The 17,384-nt window shown below is 51.1% G+C and carries 16 protein-coding genes; 6 read left to right on the forward strand and 10 right to left on the reverse strand.

Annotated elements, in window-relative coordinates:
- Nucleotides 1-546, reverse strand: a complete 546-nt coding sequence (locus tag J1781_RS10760) for a helix-turn-helix transcriptional regulator (RefSeq protein ID WP_217233522.1) — start codon at nucleotides 544-546, stop codon at nucleotides 1-3.
- Between the two features lie 426 nt (nucleotides 547-972).
- On the opposite strand from J1781_RS10760, the gene J1781_RS10765 reads away from it, so the two are divergent.
- Genes J1781_RS10765 through J1781_RS10790 form a run of 6 tightly spaced genes read left to right on the forward strand, consistent with a single transcriptional unit; the run spans nucleotide 973 to nucleotide 8,841 of the window.
- On the forward strand, nucleotides 973-2,223 hold the full coding sequence (locus J1781_RS10765) for an HlyD family secretion protein (protein WP_217233523.1): 1,251 nt from the start codon (nucleotides 973-975) through the stop codon (nucleotides 2,221-2,223).
- Nucleotides 2,224-2,278: 55 nt separating this feature from the next.
- Nucleotides 2,279-2,998: an ABC transporter ATP-binding protein gene (locus tag J1781_RS10770; RefSeq protein ID WP_129953405.1), complete on the forward strand. Its 720-nt coding sequence runs from the start codon at nucleotides 2,279-2,281 to the stop codon at nucleotides 2,996-2,998.
- Between the two features lies 1 nt (nucleotide 2,999).
- Nucleotides 3,000-5,429, forward strand: a complete 2,430-nt coding sequence (locus J1781_RS10775; RefSeq protein WP_217233524.1) for an ABC transporter permease — start codon at nucleotides 3,000-3,002, stop codon at nucleotides 5,427-5,429.
- A 47-nt stretch (nucleotides 5,430-5,476) separates the two neighbouring features.
- Nucleotides 5,477-6,889, forward strand: a complete 1,413-nt coding sequence (locus tag J1781_RS10780) for a sigma-54-dependent transcriptional regulator (RefSeq protein ID WP_129991089.1) — start codon at nucleotides 5,477-5,479, stop codon at nucleotides 6,887-6,889.
- On the forward strand, nucleotides 6,882-8,195 hold the full coding sequence (locus J1781_RS10785) for a sensor histidine kinase (protein ID WP_129953408.1): 1,314 nt from the start codon (nucleotides 6,882-6,884) through the stop codon (nucleotides 8,193-8,195). The genes J1781_RS10780 and J1781_RS10785 overlap by 8 nt, the downstream gene beginning before the upstream one ends.
- Nucleotides 8,152-8,841: a 4'-phosphopantetheinyl transferase family protein gene (locus J1781_RS10790; RefSeq protein WP_217233525.1), complete on the forward strand. Its 690-nt coding sequence runs from the start codon at nucleotides 8,152-8,154 to the stop codon at nucleotides 8,839-8,841. The genes J1781_RS10785 and J1781_RS10790 overlap by 44 nt, the downstream gene beginning before the upstream one ends.
- Here J1781_RS10790 and J1781_RS10795 read toward each other — a convergent pair.
- The 9 genes from J1781_RS10795 to J1781_RS10835 all read right to left on the reverse strand — a co-directional run bounded on the left by J1781_RS10795 (nucleotide 8,838) and on the right by J1781_RS10835 (nucleotide 17,359).
- A complete protein-coding gene (locus tag J1781_RS10795; RefSeq protein WP_238483508.1) occupies nucleotides 8,838-9,497 on the reverse strand; it encodes a GIN domain-containing protein in 660 nt (219 codons plus the stop codon). The genes J1781_RS10790 and J1781_RS10795 overlap by 4 nt on opposite strands.
- A gap of 191 nt (nucleotides 9,498-9,688) precedes the next feature.
- The gene (locus tag J1781_RS10800; RefSeq protein WP_217138769.1) at nucleotides 9,689-11,005 is read right to left on the reverse strand and encodes a cytochrome P450; all 1,317 of its coding nucleotides are present in this window, start codon (nucleotides 11,003-11,005) and stop codon (nucleotides 9,689-9,691) included.
- Nucleotides 10,995-11,942 carry a beta-ketoacyl-[acyl-carrier-protein] synthase family protein gene (locus tag J1781_RS10805; RefSeq protein WP_129953412.1) on the reverse strand — a complete coding sequence of 316 codons (948 nt, stop codon included), beginning with the start codon at nucleotides 11,940-11,942 and terminating at the stop codon, nucleotides 10,995-10,997. Before J1781_RS10805 ends, J1781_RS10800 begins: the two co-directional genes overlap by 11 nt.
- The gene (locus J1781_RS10810; RefSeq protein WP_217138768.1) at nucleotides 11,939-12,790 is read right to left on the reverse strand and encodes a hypothetical protein; all 852 of its coding nucleotides are present in this window, start codon (nucleotides 12,788-12,790) and stop codon (nucleotides 11,939-11,941) included. The genes J1781_RS10805 and J1781_RS10810 overlap by 4 nt, the downstream gene beginning before the upstream one ends.
- Nucleotides 12,777-13,907, reverse strand: a complete 1,131-nt coding sequence (locus J1781_RS10815; protein ID WP_217138767.1) for an acyl-CoA dehydrogenase family protein — start codon at nucleotides 13,905-13,907, stop codon at nucleotides 12,777-12,779. The genes J1781_RS10810 and J1781_RS10815 overlap by 14 nt, the downstream gene beginning before the upstream one ends.
- Before the next feature lie 42 nt (nucleotides 13,908-13,949).
- On the reverse strand, nucleotides 13,950-14,936 hold the full coding sequence (locus J1781_RS10820) for a 3-oxoacyl-[acyl-carrier-protein] synthase III C-terminal domain-containing protein (protein WP_217233526.1): 987 nt from the start codon (nucleotides 14,934-14,936) through the stop codon (nucleotides 13,950-13,952).
- A complete protein-coding gene (locus tag J1781_RS10825) occupies nucleotides 14,920-15,852 on the reverse strand; it encodes an alpha/beta fold hydrolase (protein WP_238483509.1) in 933 nt (310 codons plus the stop codon). Before J1781_RS10825 ends, J1781_RS10820 begins: the two co-directional genes overlap by 17 nt.
- Nucleotides 15,738-16,253, reverse strand: coding sequence for a hypothetical protein (locus J1781_RS10830; RefSeq protein WP_217233527.1), 516 nt, complete (start codon nucleotides 16,251-16,253; stop codon nucleotides 15,738-15,740). The genes J1781_RS10825 and J1781_RS10830 overlap by 115 nt, the downstream gene beginning before the upstream one ends.
- Entirely contained in the window at nucleotides 16,244-17,359 is a 1,116-nt protein-coding gene (locus tag J1781_RS10835) for an acyl-CoA dehydrogenase family protein (protein WP_238483209.1), read from the reverse strand. The genes J1781_RS10830 and J1781_RS10835 overlap by 10 nt, the downstream gene beginning before the upstream one ends.
- Between the last annotated feature and the right edge of the window lie 25 nt (nucleotides 17,360-17,384).

Consider the following 17,384-nt stretch of genomic DNA (forward strand, 5'->3'; position numbering starts at 1 on the left):
TTATAAACTGTGCAGATTATTAATTAACATGCTTCTCGAAAAGTTATTTCTTTGAATGCCAAAAATAAAATCATAATCTGAGGTTTCTTTTTTACTTTCAGGCCGTGTTGTCCTGAGGACATTTTGTTTAAATTTAAGGGGAGACTCATTATAGGTTTTGCTGAAACTTCTGGAAAAATGCGGTAATGATGAAAATCCGCAAGCATAACTGATATCCGTCAGGGACCATTCGGGTGCTAAATGAATAAACTCCCTTGCTAAGGCGAGCCGGACTTTCCACATCCATTTTATCGGTGTGACATCATAGAAATGTTTGAATACCCGGCAAATATCAAATCGTGTTTTACCACATATCTTTTCCAAATCCTCAAGCGTTATTTCGTCAGAAATATTCTCAAGCATAAAATTAATGATCCTGACAACACATAATGCTTTTTCGGTATGTGCATGTTTTCCATACACAATTAAATGACGATGATTCAGATCCTCGATTATTTTCTGAGTGAAAAGTGTTTTTTCAGCGTTCGACAGTTTGCGTTGCCACATACCCACCCCTTCTGTGCAAGCCATTAATGATGAACTTTTTAAAAGCGTAACTCCGTACATGAAAGGCTTAAGCAATTTCTATGCCATATTTTTATTGGTTTTAACTGTCTGTTTTTTAATAAAATTATTATCAATTTCTGTTAATGGAACGCGAAATTCCCATTTTCGAAACGTGGTCATTAATGTGAATGAGCCAATATCCCATTAATGGGAATCCTTGCTATAAGCGGGATTGTGCAGGGTAAAAAGAGGGGACAGGTCTTGCCGTCCCGGTTGCTGTTCCATTAATGAGATAGAAATGGAACAAAGGGAAAGAGGGGATTTATTTCATATTAAAAATTCTTTCAAAATCATTAAGTTAATTTTATTTCTGCTATTGGCATGCTTTGTGCTTAAAGCTAAGGAGTTATCAGAAAAGGTATTATCATGGATATTTCAATCCCGCAGACCGGGAATAAATTTGTACTGAAGCGATACCGCAAATCTATTGTTATGGGTGCGTTATTTTTGGCCGCGCTGGTGGCAATCTACAGTTACCGTTTTTCTCCCTATCAGATCTCCCGTGGAAGTATTGCTGTCGGGCAGGTTCAGTATGGAAATTTCTCGGTTGAAGTGCGGGGTAACGGGGTATTGTTGCCGCGTGATATTAACTGGGTTGCTGCGAATGTGGATGCGCGCGTGGAAGAAGTCATCTACAAACCCGGTATGAAGGTAAATAAAGGGCAATTGCTGGTCAGAATGAGTAACCCGACGCTGGAGCAGAAACTACAAGAAAACCGGCTCGAACTGGATGCCCGCCGGGCTGAGACCGACGCGACTAATGCAGAATTACAAAATAAGATACTGAGTCAGGAAGCACTGGTTCTTGATGCCAGAAGCCGGTTACTCAGCTCTACGATGCGACTTGCCGCGCAAAAGAAATATATTGCGGCAGTGCCGGTGCTGGAATATGAAACAACCCGTATTAATACGGAACAATATCGTCAGCAACTGGTTCTTGAGGAAAAACGGCTGAGCACCCTCAGGCTCAGTGTGGATGCGGATATCAAAGCCAGCGCGATGCGTCTTAACAAGCTGGAATCGTTGGTGCAACTGAGCCAGCAGGATGTTGATTCACTTAATGTCACCTCGCCGATAGAGGGAATTTTGCAGGATGTGAAAGTACAGGTGGGGCAGAGGATCACCACAGGGACCAGTATTGCCCGTCTGGCGAAAGAAAAGGAGCTTTACGCTGAACTCAAAGTGCCGGAATTACAATCCCGCGATCTGGCTGTGGGACAACAGGTGACGATCAATACCGGACGCAGCCAGTTCACAGGCGTGCTGTCACGGGTTGACCCGGCAGTGACGAATGGCACGGTTAAGGTGGATGTGACATTCAACCAGCCACTGCCGCAGGAAGCCCGTCCTGATCTGAGCGTTGATGGCCTGATTGCAGTGACGAAAATTAATGATTCTCTGTACGTCGAGCGGCCACCGTTCGCGCAAAATAATTTACCGTCGATGCTCTATAAGCTCGATGAAAACGAACATTCAGCCACCAAAATGAAGGTCAACTTCGGGCAAGGATCTGCAGATTATATTCAGGTGACCAGTGGCCTGCGTGCGGGAGACAAAATTATTCTCAGTGACAGCACGGCCTGGCAAGGGGCTGATCAAATTGAGATGACTAAATGATGCCGGCTCACCTGCAAAAGACGCCAGCTAATCGTATAAAGCTATGGAGATGAAAATGACGGAATCACTGGTAGAACTCACTGATGTGAACAAGATATTTTTAACAGATGAAATCGAAACTCACGCCCTGAGCAAGATTACGCTCAGTATTTCTAAAGGTGAATATGTGGCGATTTCCGGACCTTCAGGGTGCGGGAAATCGACGCTGTTATCGATTTTGGGGCTGTTAGATGTGGCCTCAACCGGTACCTATCAGCTGGCCGGGCACAACGTAGAAAATATTTCTAAAAAGCAACGTGCGTTGGTGAGAAATCGCGATATCGGTTTCATCTTTCAGTCTTTCAATCTCATCAGTGATCTGACCATTGAGGAAAACGTCTCACTGCCCCTGACTTACCGCAAAGATATTTCTAAAACCGAACGGCAGCAGAGGGTGGCTGAAGCATTAGACAAGGTCAATATGTCTCACCGGGGACGCCATTATCCTTCCCAGCTCTCAGGCGGACAGCAACAACGCGTGGCCGTCGCGCGGGCAATTGTGGGTAATCCCTCCATTATTCTGGCGGATGAACCGACCGGTAACCTGGACTCCCACAATGCCGAGGCGGTGCTGAATATTCTCGATAAGCTGCATCAGGAAGGCGCCACCATCTGCATTGTTACCCATGATCCCCGTTCAGCTGAGCGGGCGCAGCGCAGCATTGTGCTCTCTGACGGACAGGTAGTCGGAGACGGACATGTGTCACGGGAACTGACCCTGATAAAGGAAGCGTAACATGCTTTTTGACATCCGATATGCCTTACGCCTGTTACTGAAAAGCCCGTCATTTACCTTCATCACGGTGCTGATAATGTCCTGTGGCCTGGCGCTGACGCTTTATATGTTTTCAGTGATTAATACCATCATGTTTACGCCGCTTCCTTACCCGGACGGGAAAAATATGGTTTTGCTTAATCCGACAGTTAATGGTGTCAGTCTGAGTGATTCAGGGGTTAACTTTCTGGATTATAAGGAAATTAAAGCGCGTAATACCACCCTCGATGAAGTGGGCTATTTCTATGCTGAGCGCGCAGATATCAGTGACGGCACGAAAGCGGTTTCCTACATGGCAATCCGCAATACACCGGAGATGTTTTCTTATGCAGGTGTCCAGCCCTATCGCGGCAGGGTGCTTAACAGTGAAGATGTCCAGCCTGGCGCGACGCCGGTTGCCGTCATCAGCTACAGCATGTGGCAAAATTACTTTGCTGGCGATGAACAGCTTATTGGCAGGGATGTGCTGATTAATGGCATACACACGCGAATTGTAGGCATCATGCCCGCCAGTTTTGCCTTTCCCTTCTTTCATGATCTCTGGCTCCCCTCCAGACTGGATCCATCACAGTATCTGATGCGGACCGGTGCGCCTGAGGTTTCTGTTTATGCGCGTCTCAAACCCGGTATCGCCCTGGATGAGGCAGACCGTGACCTCAGTCGGGTGATGCAATCGCTGGCCTCTGAGTACCCTGAAAGCAATAAAGGGCTTTCTGCTCAGGTGCTGACATTCCAGGAAAACTTCATGGGTGAGGAGACCATGCCGATATTTATCGTCATGCTTTTCGCGGTGGGTTTTGTGCTGGTGCTGGCATGTTGTAATGTCGGAAACTTATTGCTGGCGAGGACAACAGAACGTTCAAAAGAAATTGCCATCCGCGTCGCGCTGGGTTCACCTTCCGGCCGTTTAGTGATGCAAATGATGTGGGAAAGCTTATTTATTTGCGCCTTCTCGGGTGTGATCGCCGTTCTGCTTGCCGCCTGGGGGCTGGAGATCACCAATGCATTACTCCCCACTTTTGTGCCCAACAAAATTCCCTTCTGGTGGCATTTGTCACTCGATAACATCATGATCTTCAATGCATTGGCTCTGGTTATTATTACCGCTGTCGTGACCAGCGCTCTGCCGGCCTGGAAAATCACGCATGGTAATTTTAACGATGTTCTGCGTGACGGTACACGGGGGGCGCAAAGTCGCGGGGCGGGCAGGATTTCCCGGATTCTGGTGACCTTTGAAGTCGGGTTATCCTGCTCCATTTTGTGTATCAGTGCGCTGCTGGCCCTGTTGGTCTATCAGGCTACCCGGGCGGATTACGGCGTGGATACGCAGGGCTATCTCACCGGGCAGATAAACCTGAATGCCAGTCAATATCCTGATGATGCGAGCCGGATCCAGTTCTATCAGCGTCTGCAATCTTCTCTCAGCACCATTCCTGGCGTAGAAAAAACCGCTATCACCACCAGTGCGGTCGGGCAATTTACAGTACCACATCAGGTGGATATCGATTCCTCCACCAATAACAGTAAAGATCGCTGGTCTTATCCTCTGGTTAATGACGTGCAAGTCATGCCGGGTAGCCTCGTGGCAATGGGGATCACGCCGGTGGCAGGCAGAGAGTTTGCCAGCAGTGATACACAGGACTCGCAGCCCGTTGTGGTCGTCAGTCAGTCCTTTGCAGAGCAGTTCTGGCCGGGTGAGCGGGATGTTATCGGTAAACGTCTGCGCTTTCGTGACACAAACGACCAGCGCTGGTTCACCGTTATCGGTGTGGTGCCTAACGTCATTCATGGCAGGCCTTTCAGTGCATTTCGCCAGCGGGTCACGGTTTACCGTTCCCTTGAACAAATACCTGCGGCCTCATTAACGCTGGTGCTCAGGGCGCAGAATCCTGATACGTTAGGGCCTGCGCTGGTTAATGCGGTACGACAAATTGACAGTACACTGTCGGTTAATCAGGTACAGACGTTAAATCAACGGCTTGCCAGGAATACCGCCGGGCTGCATTTCATTGCCAATCTGTTCATGTTGTTTGGGCTGGTCGCGGTAATACTGGCTGCCACCGGCATTTATGCCGTGATGCGCAATGTGATAAATCAACGTATTCAGGAAATCGGGGTGCGTATGGCGATGGGGGCAACGGAAGGGGTTCTGTTGCGCATGCTGATGCTCCAGGGCAGCAAACAATTACTTATTGGCCTGATTATCGGGCTGCCTTTGGCTTTCTTTGTCGCGCCAAAGCTGACGCGCATATTGGGTAACGGTCATACGTCCTTTGCGCTACTCTTTTGGGCGGTGGCGGTAATGATTTCTTTAATTGTGGCGTTAGCCGTCTGGCTGCCTTCCAGACGTGCCATCCGGATGTCGCCTGCGGACGCCATTCGCTATGAATAACCTGTCGCCGCGCCTGCGGGGTGCGGCGGCACAAGCCGGATGCTTTAATGAACGAAAAAAAACGTATTCTTGTGATTGATGATGATGCGGGCATTCTGACCAGCCTCGACATGTTGCTGCGTATGGAAGGGTATGACGTGACTCTGGAAACACAGGCTAACCGGTTATTGCCACATTTGTCTGACAAAGCCTTTGATCTTGTGTTGATGGACATGAACTTTCAGAAAGACACCACCTCAGGTCTTGAGGGTTTGCAACTGCTGGATGAGTTAAAGAAATTTGATGACTGTCTTCCCGCTGTGGCGATGACGGGGTGGGGAAGTGTGGACATTATCGTAAGCGCAATGCGTGCCGGTGCGGCGGATTTTATTCAAAAACCGTGGGATAACGAACGCCTGTTAAGCATTGTTCAGCAACAGATTGCACTGAGCCAGGCGAGACGCTCCGGGAATTGCCTGCGGGAAGAAAATAAGCTGCTGAAACGGGCACTTGAAGATGACATGGACAGCGAATGGGTGGTTCGTTCACCGGCCATGCAACACTTAATCAATGTTGTTGAAACTGTGGCTGCCACCGATACCAGCATTCTTATACTGGGTGAAAATGGCACCGGCAAAAGTCTGCTGGCCCGCTTCATCCATCAATTGTCCTCCCGTTCTGAGCACAGTATTGTTGAAGTTAACATGGGGTGTATCAATGAGCAGCTGTTTGAAAGCGAGATGTTCGGTCATGTAAAAGGCGCCTTTACCGACGCGCGGGAAAACCGGATTGGCCGTTTTGAACTGGCGGATAAAGGCACACTATTCCTGGATGAAATTGGTAATTTGCCGCTGTCACAACAGGTGAAATTATTGCGTGTCCTGGAAGAGCGGCAGTTTGAACGTGTGGGCTCCTCGCGGACACAAACCACCGGGTGCCGGATAATTGCTGCAACCAACACGGATCTTAAAAACGCCGTGGCAGACGGGCGTTTCCGCCAGGATTTACTCTATCGCCTGAATGTCATCCAGATACAGTTACCGCCGCTGCGCGAAAGGCAGGAGGATATTGAGCCGTTGGCTGAACGTTTCCTGCAACGCTTTGCCCGCAAATATAATAAGCCTAAACCGGTATTATCAGCGCTGGCGAGACAGGGATTGCATGACTATTCGTGGCCGGGAAATATCCGCGAACTGAGCCATTTGCTTGAGCGGGGTGTTTTGCTGTGCCGCAATAATACTATTGACCTGGCTGATTTGTGTCTGCCGCTGCCTGTCAGGGCCGGGGCCGCCGGACATGAGCAAAGTCATAACCCTGTTAACCCGCCTGAAACGGGCACATTGGCGGAAATGGAAGAAACGTTACTCTTACAGCGTCTGCGTCAATATGACGGGAATGCTGTCAAAGCAGCGGAATCGCTGGGGCTGAGTCGCAGTGCTTTTTACCGCAGACTGGATAAACTAAAAATCTGTCATGAGTAAACTTTTTCGGTCATTTGAGTCGCGTCATTTATTACTGTGCAGTTTGTCCCCGCTGGGGGGGGTTATTGCCTATCTTCTGTTGTGGCTCTTCCCGCATCAGTCGGTTTATCTCAAATCGCTTACCCTGGTTATCCTGTGTGCCACGCTGGTTTATTTTTCTTATCACTTCTTCCAGCAACTTCTCTATAAAATCAACGTTATTTCCAACTTGCTGGAAGCCGTTGAGCAGGAAGATTTTAGCCTTCGCGGCGTGACCAGCGGGCAGGGCGTATTTGAAGGCGTCATTGAACAGATCAATGACATTTCAGGTCAGTTATCCCGCCACCGTCAGCAGCAGAAAGAGATGGATTTTCTGCTGCAAAAAGTCATCTCTAATATCAACGTGGCCATTTTTGCGCTGGATGATAACCACCGGCTGATCTGGTGTAATGAGGCAGCATCACGCATGCTCGGGACCTCGCTTGAACAGCTGATCGGGGAAAAATCCAGCCACTGGCAACTGGATGCCCTGTTGCAAAATGCTAACCGGGAGCATCCGGTTGAATCCCACCACGAAGGGCGTCCGGGACGTTATAACGTCTCCAGTGATACCTATATGATTGACGGGATCCGGAATATCTTGCTGTTTGTCAGTGACGTAGACGACATGCTGCGCAAGGAAGAACAAAAAGCCTGGCAAAACCTGCTGCGCGTTATCAGTCACGAAATTAATAACTCCCTCAGCCCGATTGCTTCTATCAGTCAGATGCTGCAACAACATTACCGCCGCCATTCAGAAAATCTGCCCGAAGGCTTTGCGGAAGGTATTGATCTGATAAACCGCCGGGCGAAAGAGCTTATTGCTTTTATCAGCAGTTACCGACAACTGAGCAAACTCGCGCCGCCCGTTAAGGCACCGCTGGATTTCGCGGCCCTGATTTCAGAATTGCCTCTGTTGTTCGCGCATCGCAATATTTGCCTGAAAGGCCCCGCGCCGCTGATGGTGGCTATGGACAGGGTGCAGATCCATCAGCTACTCATCAACCTTATCAAGAATGCGGATGAAGCGATGAGTGATTCCACCACGCCGGTCTGCATTGAATGGTCGCAGGAAAAAGGGCGTTTGTGTGTGACGATCCTTGATCAGGGCGTCGGACTGACCAACCCCAAAAATCTGTTTGTCCCCTTCTATACCACTAAACCTAATGGCAGCGGCATCGGACTGATTTTGTGCCGGCAAATCGCTGAAAGCCATGGCGGCTATCTGTCTCTGGAGAATCGACATGATCGAACCGGTTGCCGGGTTACCCTCAATTTACCGCTGTGATCCTCTTCCTGAACTCCGGGCAGGTGAAGGGCTGTGTTTGCTCCATCATTTTGAGTATTCGCGGCCTGAGCAATCCCTGCGTGAGCGGGCACAATGCTGGCTGCGTCAGGTGCTGGCGAACTGTTTATCGGTGACAGATGAGCAACTCATTATCGCAAGGACGCCTCAGGGTAAACCCTGGCTGCCCGGGGCACCATGGTTGCATTTCAACCTATCGCACAGCGGGGCATCGGCTGCGATAGTGCTTTGTTCCGGAACAGAGGTTGGCGTGGATCTGGAAAGGATAAGCGGTAAAGTTGAGGTAAAAAAAGCGATTGCCCGCCGGTTTTTCCATCCGGATGAGCAGCGCTGGCTGGCAGAAGATGAAGAACATTACCTGGTCCGTTTTACCCGGCTCTGGAGTATTAAGGAAGCCTGGCTGAAGGCGCGTGGAACCGGGCTGACACAGTCGCTCGCCAGTTTTTGTGCCCTCCCTCAGAATAATGCAACAGCTGACGTATTGGATGAACATACGGGGGAGAGGGGGGTGTTACACCACGCAGTCATTGAGAATGACGGTTTTTATTGTCTGGCGTATGGTGCCTGTCAGACGCGAAAAGACCTGCCCGTCAGATGGCAGGTCTGTCTTCACCGGACCGGGAATTAAGCGCAGCCGGAAGTTGAAATCTCGCTGGCGAAAGCACTGGCGGCACCGGTATCCACCTGCGCAGAGGTGCTGACGGAAATACGCGCACCCGCTGCCAGAGTGCCCTGGATTTTGGGGATATGGCACAGGGAGGATTCGGCACCCATGCTCATGCGCACGTTCGCTGATTCTGCCGTAAACTCGTGGGGCTTCTTGTTAAACGTCCCGCCCATCGCCAGATCCAGATTTAATTCAGCCGTTTTACCTTCAGCCTGAATATCTGCGCCCATACTGCCTGAAACGGCCAGTTTAGACGGGTCAACCGAGCACGCCGGTGCTGTAATTTTAACGCCGGCCTTGCCCGCCAGGCTGTTCAGCGGAGCACTGGTATACAGCGTGATATCCAGCGTGTGCGAGACAAAGCGATCATTTTCAGCAGCATCGTTGATCAGCAGTAATGCGTGACTGGCATTCGTCACTTTTAATTTGTTCAGCGTATCCTCAGAACCGGTGACAACCATCGAAGGCGTTGCGGCACATTTGATGGTGAGATTGATGCCCTGTCGGACCTCGACGCTGTTAAAGGCTTCGAGAGGAAACGTTTTTTCTGCGGCGAAGGCTGAGGTGCTGGTGATACCGCCAAGCAGGGCGAGCGCTAACGTGATCTTTTTCATCATAATTCCTTGATTTCGTCATAATGTAGCAAGCGTCAGAAACGTTTCTTCCACACTTGATTGAGGCATACAAAATCCTTCCGGTACACAATTTCACCGATACCTTTCTGCCTGCTTCTCATCATTGTGCTTACTTTTGCTTGCCGGTGATTGACTGAGATTGTCAGAAACAGAACCGGCTGAGTGCGGGCAGATCACCGGATGCAGTCATTCAGTTCAGCGTTGTGTATTGACCCGAGAATAAAGGAAATATCTCCACGGGGGACGACGTTAAGCTCAAAAAGCGGGGTGAGGGCCGCAGGAGATGTTGAGGGTGAGAGCGAAATTTGGAAATTTTCACACAGCGTCACAACAGCCGTCGTCAGTTGATCAAGTGCAAGAGTCATGCCCACACAGTTTCGCTTCCCGACGCTAAACGGTAAGAAAATCTCCGGTGCAATTTTATCTTCGCTCAGAAAGCGCTCCGGCCTGAAGCAAAGCGGTTCTGCCCAACAGGCTGGATTGCGGTGTACCAGCCACGGAGAAAATAGCACGCGCGTGCCCGCCGTAATAACATGGCCATCTACAACAAGGTTTTCGGCCACACGGCGTTCAAAAAATGCGGTGACCGGCGTGAGCCTGAGCGATTCCCGGACAATGGCTGACGCCATATTTCGTTTGCCGTGCGCCGTTTCCTCACGCACGGCTTGCTGATAGTGCGGGTGTTGCGAAAGATGTGTCAGGCTCCATAACAAAGCAATACCTGTGTTATCTACGCTGGCGGCAAGATTTCCAAGCAGGAGATTGATGACCCTTTCCCGTGCTTCTGGATTGGCTTCGGGACTGAGTGCCTGACAAAGACGTTCCAGCATAGTGGTATTGCCGGGCTTTGCATCATTGAGCAACGGGCCGAGCAGTGATTCCGCTTCCTGTCGGAAGGCGACCAGTGCCGGATGGCGGCACAGTTCCTCATAATCTGAGGTCGGCGCAGCGATAATCAGTTGCAGATAGATGCGACGGAAATGGTCAATCAGCGTATTCAGTTGTGACAGACTGATCCCCTGACCAAAAAATCCTTCAGCTACACACATCAGCGCCCAGTGCAGGCAGATTTCACGCAATGAGATCTGCGCAGGGTTCTGTAAAACGTTGAGCAGCCAGCGGGCAGAGAGTTCGGTGCCTTGTTTGAGTAAGGCCGTCTTCGGATTTACCAGGGGTGTCGTGAGTTTTCTCGCCAGGCGCCATTCCTCACCTTCTTTTGATGTCGTCAGGGACTGACCCAGTAAGATGCGTCCGATGGTTGAGGCAGAAGAGAGATGATCAAACTCCTTCACGAACTGACTTTCCTGCTCAATCAGTAAACGTATATGCCGGGCACCGGCAAGCAACAACACGGCATCTTCTTTTTCACCTATCCAAACCTTATCTCCCTTCTGACGGCACGCCAGTTCAGCGATTTTAAGAAAACCCAGTTGCGCATACTGAATGGACGGCGGGGTAAAAAAGGGGATGGCTTGCGCGTTATTGGACATACTGATGCTCCGCAAGAGTATCTGAGGTGATCATGGCGCTGCCCACCCAGCCGCCGAGCCCGACAGAAAGCAATAATGCCGGCCGGCCGGTCTCTGCCGGGGAGTAGTCATTGAGCAATAAAAGAGGATCTGTGGTGTAACAATGACCACATTCCCCGATGAGATCGGTCGCAATGCGCTGTTGTGCGTGTTCTGAATGTCGCCGCCAGGTTTGCCAGCTGAGGCGGTTAATGTTGTGAGGCAGCAACCAGGCTTCCCGGCGCACTGCGGGCGAATATTTCCCGAGCGCCTGACCGGCCAGCGCATCATGAGCCTGGTAGAAACCCCTGATATCATCCCGGCTGCCGTCAAGGCCCTGCCAGAATTGAGGATGATGAAAACAATGAATGCCCGTGACTCTCCGCTCACCGCCCCCCGGCCTGAGCAGTGCGCAAATGAAGGCATCTCCGATCAATGTGCAGCCGGGCACATAGCGTTCAGCCAGATCGAAATCTGCCAAAGTATCGCCGGCCAGCAGTGCCACACACCGGTATTTACCCTGTTCGAGCATACGTTGTGCCATCAGCAGCCCCCAGAATAACGTGGCGCAATTTTGCTGATTAAGGGTGATAAGATGAGCGTCAGGAGCAATAAAGTCGAAACGTTGCCGTATCAGTGTTAAATCCACATGTTGCCGCTGTGAACGGGCAGGCAATCCCTGAACTAAAATAATGGCATCGATTTTTTCCGCCTGATTCAGCTGTCCGGCACCTTGCTGTAAAAGTGAGGCAAAACTCGTGGCTGCACTTTCCTCCGCTGTCAGGACTGATGCTGCCTGAAAGCCGAAAAGATGCCGGAATGTCCGGGCTTCACCGGGATGTGCGCCGCGTCGGCTGAGAATGTCTTCAAGCGATAAACGCGCAGGCGGAATAAAGGTTTTCAGCGCAAAAATATTCATGTCATTTTCTCTGCGGCGGCCAGGCCGCACAGGCTAATCTGTCCGTCGTGTTCACTCATTAACAGGTAGTCACGCCCGGGCTGAAAGATTTCACCCAGCGCGACGAAGGGTGCTGCGCAAAGTAAATGCGGGTTGACGGCGAAGGACGTGCAGCCAGCAGGCAAAGCCGCCAGACACCGGGCCGGGCCGATAAGCGTTAACTGTTCAAGGCTCAGCCCGAAGTGAGCAACAGATTTCAGGATGTCTGTATTAAGATCCGCTGACGGTGTCAGGCGCTGATATCCCAGATAACGTAAACCCCGTTGTTGTGTGTTGACCAGGCAGATGCAGGCATTATTTTCCGGTTTCAGGCGCGCCATCAGCGGTGAAAAATACATCAGGTTTTTTTGTTCGGCGATGAGCAACAGTCCGTCTTCATCTTTCCCGCGCAGGCAGTCGCTGAGGCCATCAAGTGCAAACAAACCGGCATCCGGCCCGCGATCGCTGATAGCCAGCGCCAGACAGTGAGCAAGGCCAAGCTGATGAATGGCTAAATTCACCACGGAACTGCCCATGTGCAGGTCAGGTGTCCAGTGCGCCATCAGCACCGTTTTCACCCGCTGCGGCTGTACCACCGGTGCAAGGTCTGGCAGCAGTGCAGCGACCATATCACTGAAGGCTGCCCGTTCGTTGCTGCTGATCCAGGCATTAACCTGTTCATCCTCTGCGCTGAGCGTCTCACCGCTGGCGGCGAAAAAGTGCTGAACATACGAACGCCAGTGAGGAATATCTTCCTCCCATTCGGGCTGAGGAACCTCAGTATGGTGGAACGACCGGCTGACAATATCGGCGGGATCAAGGTACAGCATGGTATTGATCCCCCCGGGTTTCAGGCGGACGGAAGCTGTTAAGCAAGTGAATATTGCTGGTTCCTTCCATGTATTCAAAAGCGAAACTGTCCCGGTAGCGTTTGCGCAGGAAGGTGTCTTCCAGCCAGTCTTGCGTTGCCAGCCAGTCGGGCAGATGACGTGCAGTCTCCTCGACCAGACGGGTGGCACTTAATTTGAGGCGACTGGTTTGGGCATACTGCTGCTGACCCGAATGATATCCCTGTGCCAGTGTGAGCATCTGCTGAAAGAGGGCATGATATTTACGCCACTGACCGGCGAGCCAGTTTTTTGCCGCGACCGGCAACGGCCGCGTTTCCAGCGCCTTCAGCAGCCCGTAAGTGGTGCCCAGCGCCATGGCGGCGACCATCGGACGGTGTCTCTCAAAGACCTTACTCAGTGCGTTAAGTCCCTGCTGCAATCCCCGGCGACCGAGTCCTAAAATATCGTCTTCTTTGATATGCAAATTCGTCATCGTCAGACGTGTCAGCGAAGCGCCGGCTAATCCGAATGTATCGAGCAGTTCACGCTGCAAGGCCCCGGTTTTCCCCTGAGGAAATACCATCACTAACCGGTGGGTCTGTTCATAACGTGCAAATACCAAACCTGCACTGGCACGCATTGCGCCGCCGACCAGCATCTTTTGTCCGTTAAGCCACCATCCCTGGCTATTTTGCGTGAGTTCGCAGGAAACCGCTGTGGCGTCAGAGCCGACTCCGGGCTCGGTCACCGCAAAAAATGTCCAGGCAGGACTGTGTTCAAAACAGGAGAAAAAACGCGCCTGTTGTTGTTCAGTGCCGAGCGTCAAAATGGCGCGTGTGCTGAGGGAAGCGCCGGGCAGCATCATCATGGCGCTGGCATCTGTCCGGCTTAAATATTCGATGATTTGTAAGTGATGTGAATAATCAACGTCAGAGAATGCTGCGGTTTCCCAGGGATTAAAACGGGAAGGAATACCGATACAGGCAATGCTCATCAGTTCGGGATGATCAAAACCAGTCACCGCGTGGTCCGGATTATATTCTGACAATTTGCCAGCGGCAGTGAGCACGGCATTAAGTTCATTCAGCTGCGGGTAGAGTTTTGTAATATCAGCCATGAGGAGTTAATACATCACATAAAGAAACACGTGAGCGTTAACTTAATCCTGCTTAATATCGGGAAATTGCTCCAAATTGCAAAACACCGGAATTTCATTACCGTCAGATAAGCCTAACAGTAATGAAGAGAACGTTGCGCCCAGGCCCACACTCACCATCATCACATTCGTCTCGGGTGATAACTTTTTCTGACGGATCAATGTGGCTAAATTCAGATAAGGATCAGCGCCAAAACAATGACCATAACGCGGCACATTTTCGAGGAATATTTTTTGACGCGTAATATTAAGTTCATCAGCAAGCCTCTGCCACGACGATAAATTGACATTATGCGGCGCAATCCAGGCGAGCGAACTGGCGGTATGACCAAAATGTCCAAGGGCATTGCGCATCGCAGTGACGATAAAAGAAATATAAACGCTGGCAAAGCGGGATTCTTCTTCTGTTGCGTTTCCGCGATGCTGACTAAATTCGCCTGCCTGCATGCTGTATCTGGCGGTCACTCTGCAACGTTCACCCGAGCGGCTGAGCAAAACGGCGCAGGCGGCCTCGCCCATGATAGTGGTGTCGTCAATAAGTTCTACTTTGGGATGAAATGCTTTCTCGCCAACCAGCAGTAAGGCATATTCTCCCGCGTTAAGCCGCCTGCAGACATAGTCGACGGCGGATAATGACGTTGAACAATGTCCCATCGTCAGAGACATGTAATGGGTATCGTCAGAAAATCCGGCTTCATCAAGCAACGCTTTACCATGCAGGTCAAAAGGACGGATACAGGGCAGCGTATGGGCATGGACGACATGTTTTATCCGGGAAATACAGTGCGCATGATTTTCGGTGAATTGTTTTAACAACGGGCGCAACAGATCATTAAGGGAACCTGGCTGGCGCGGAAAGTTTGCCAATCCGTAAAAGCGGGAAAACATTCTGACATCAAGCGGGCTCAGATTCAGGGCCGGGGCCACCTCAGCCAGCGATTTACGCTGCTCAGGGATGTATACCGTAATGGATTCAATATGACCCAACATGATGACTCCTTTTTTCATCACCAGCGCCTGCCGCACGAAGAAAAGAGGCCAGGGCGTGGTGTGTCCTGACATGGGTCAGCACGCCCAGATGGCCGGTATCTTCTATTAATTCCAGCCGGCTGTTGGGTAACTGATGATGAATCTTCCGCGCATCGGCATGATTGATTTTATTGTCCTGCTGACCATGCACTATTAAGGCCGGTATCTCACCCAGGCCAAAAAGTGCGTCTGTTTCGGGCATGCCGGCGGCCGGAAAACGGGACCGGTACTCCGCGCACAGCGGGGCCAGATACTGAACAGGAAGACGGTTTTGCCGTAAAAAGTGCCGAAGCAGGCTGGTAAAAGAGGCCGGTACCGACATCAGCACCAGCTTCCTGAAACGAAACCCAAGAGATGCCGACAAGGCGGTGATAAGTCCGCCAGCGGAATGTGCCACGACGGTATCGAAAGTGCCAAATGTCGTTTGCAGGGTGAGCAGTAACTGAGTTTGCACAGGTAAATCAGCCGGTGCCGGAGTTTGCGGATCATGTCCGAGCAAAAATGGCAAATACACCTCATACCCCTGCGCCTGCAGGATATCCTTAGCCTGGGCCAGCATCAGCGGATGGCCTCCCCATCCATGCAATAAAAGTGCTTTTTTTGCCCCGTACCCCGGATTTCCACTGATCAGGATCCTGCTGCGATGTGACCCGCAATCCAGGGTCTGTGTTCTCATCAGTGCAAGCTGTTGAGCCTCTGAGGCACGCATAGGAAAAACAGCGGGCGAGGACAGCTTTTCTATCAGCGAATCCAGCCTATTATTCATGACGGTCTCAACGTCCGCGCCGAAAAAATCAGATAATGCAATTCTGACTCCTGAGGCGTCGGGCACTGACTGAGTCTTTGCATCGGATCGAAAATGTAAAGCAAACGACATTCCTCCGTCATCAGAACCCGGGCAAGGGCACTGGCGGCATCGGGATCAAAACAACCGCTGCAAATTCCCCAGGCTTCGGAAAACCCCGGACAGTGACAAAGTAAACTTTGGAGCAATGGGGTTGCTCCGCGTGCGGCCGGATAAAGCGAATCATAGACCAGCAGGCTCTTCGCAGAAGGGTGGGAATGGTGATGGCAAAGTGTGAGAAGAATTTTTGCATGCAGGCGGTTTCCGCAATCTTCTTCCGGCCAGTGATGATACCAGCAATCTTCTGTCCCAGATGTTGCCCCGGTCTCCGGTAACCCAGCGGCAATAAAATGCCGGCTGTCAGGCGTCACCGCTTCACAGCAACTGCGAACTTTTATCGCGCCCTGGCCGAGCAGGGTAATGGTTAAAGGCATGTGCTCATCCTTTGCCTGCGTGAAAATCCCTGATTTAAACGATGGATCTGCCGTGTGCCCTCGGTATATTCAAAGGCTTTCACGTCACGGAATGCTTGCCACAGTTTGTTCAGCAGGGGCATATTCCCGGCTGGCGTATCATGAATAAGCCAGCTGATTATCTCATCGGCAAGTATTACGCAGCTGGTTTTCACCATGCCGGGATGACTGTCAGGTGGTTGTTTATCGTCGGTTTGCTGGCAACTTCGCAGGGCATGGTGATATACCGCCAGCCAGCGACGTTCCGTTTGCGATAACCACGCAGACTGCGACACGGTAAGCTGAAGATGGGATTGCCATTCATGTAACGCACGTCGTGCCACACCCAGCGCCAGCGCGCCGACGCAGGGACGCAGGGCATCAAATGTGGCGATGGCTGATTTTGCAAATCGTTCGGTAGGCTTCAGGTGCCGGCCCAACATATTTTCTTCAGGAATGAATACGTCATTAAACTCTATATGGGCAAGATTGGTGCCTTTTAAGCCGTTTAATTCCAGTGCGTAGCGCGAGATTTCTGCAACCTGAGGATTAAATATAAAGGCATTAATACCCAGCGGCCCAGGTGCTGTGCGGGCAAATACGACACCGGTATCAGCAATCATGCCATTGCCGATGAACATTTTTCTGCCCGAGATCAGATAGCCGTTCCTGACCGGCGACGCCCTGGTTTCCATGGCGCCTGCATCGCTTCCCTGCTCCGGTTCAGTCATCGCAAAACATGACCAGCCTAAAGTTTCCTGAAAGCGGCTAAAAAAAGCATCCTGTTGTTGCTCTGTGCCGAGCCCGGAAACCGCAAATGCCGCCATACCGGGGCCGGGCGCAGAAAACATAAGGATCGGGGAAATAAAACCCACTTTTTCATACAGCCGGTAGCGTGCTGCCAGGCTGATATCCTGATAATTCTGTATATTTTGTTGTAATACATATTTAGCGGGCAGGCCAAGGCGGTTAAATGCTGCGGACTGTGACCATTCGCGCATGACGATACGTGTTTGGGCCGGGGAGACTATCTGACGAAGCTGGTCGGCAATATCCTGCGCATCTGAGCCTGGGGTTAAAAAGTCCATGTCTGACGCCTGATCGGAAAATGAT

This window comes from Rahnella perminowiae (assembly GCF_019049695.1).
Lineage (GTDB): Bacteria > Pseudomonadota > Gammaproteobacteria > Enterobacterales > Enterobacteriaceae > Rahnella > Rahnella perminowiae.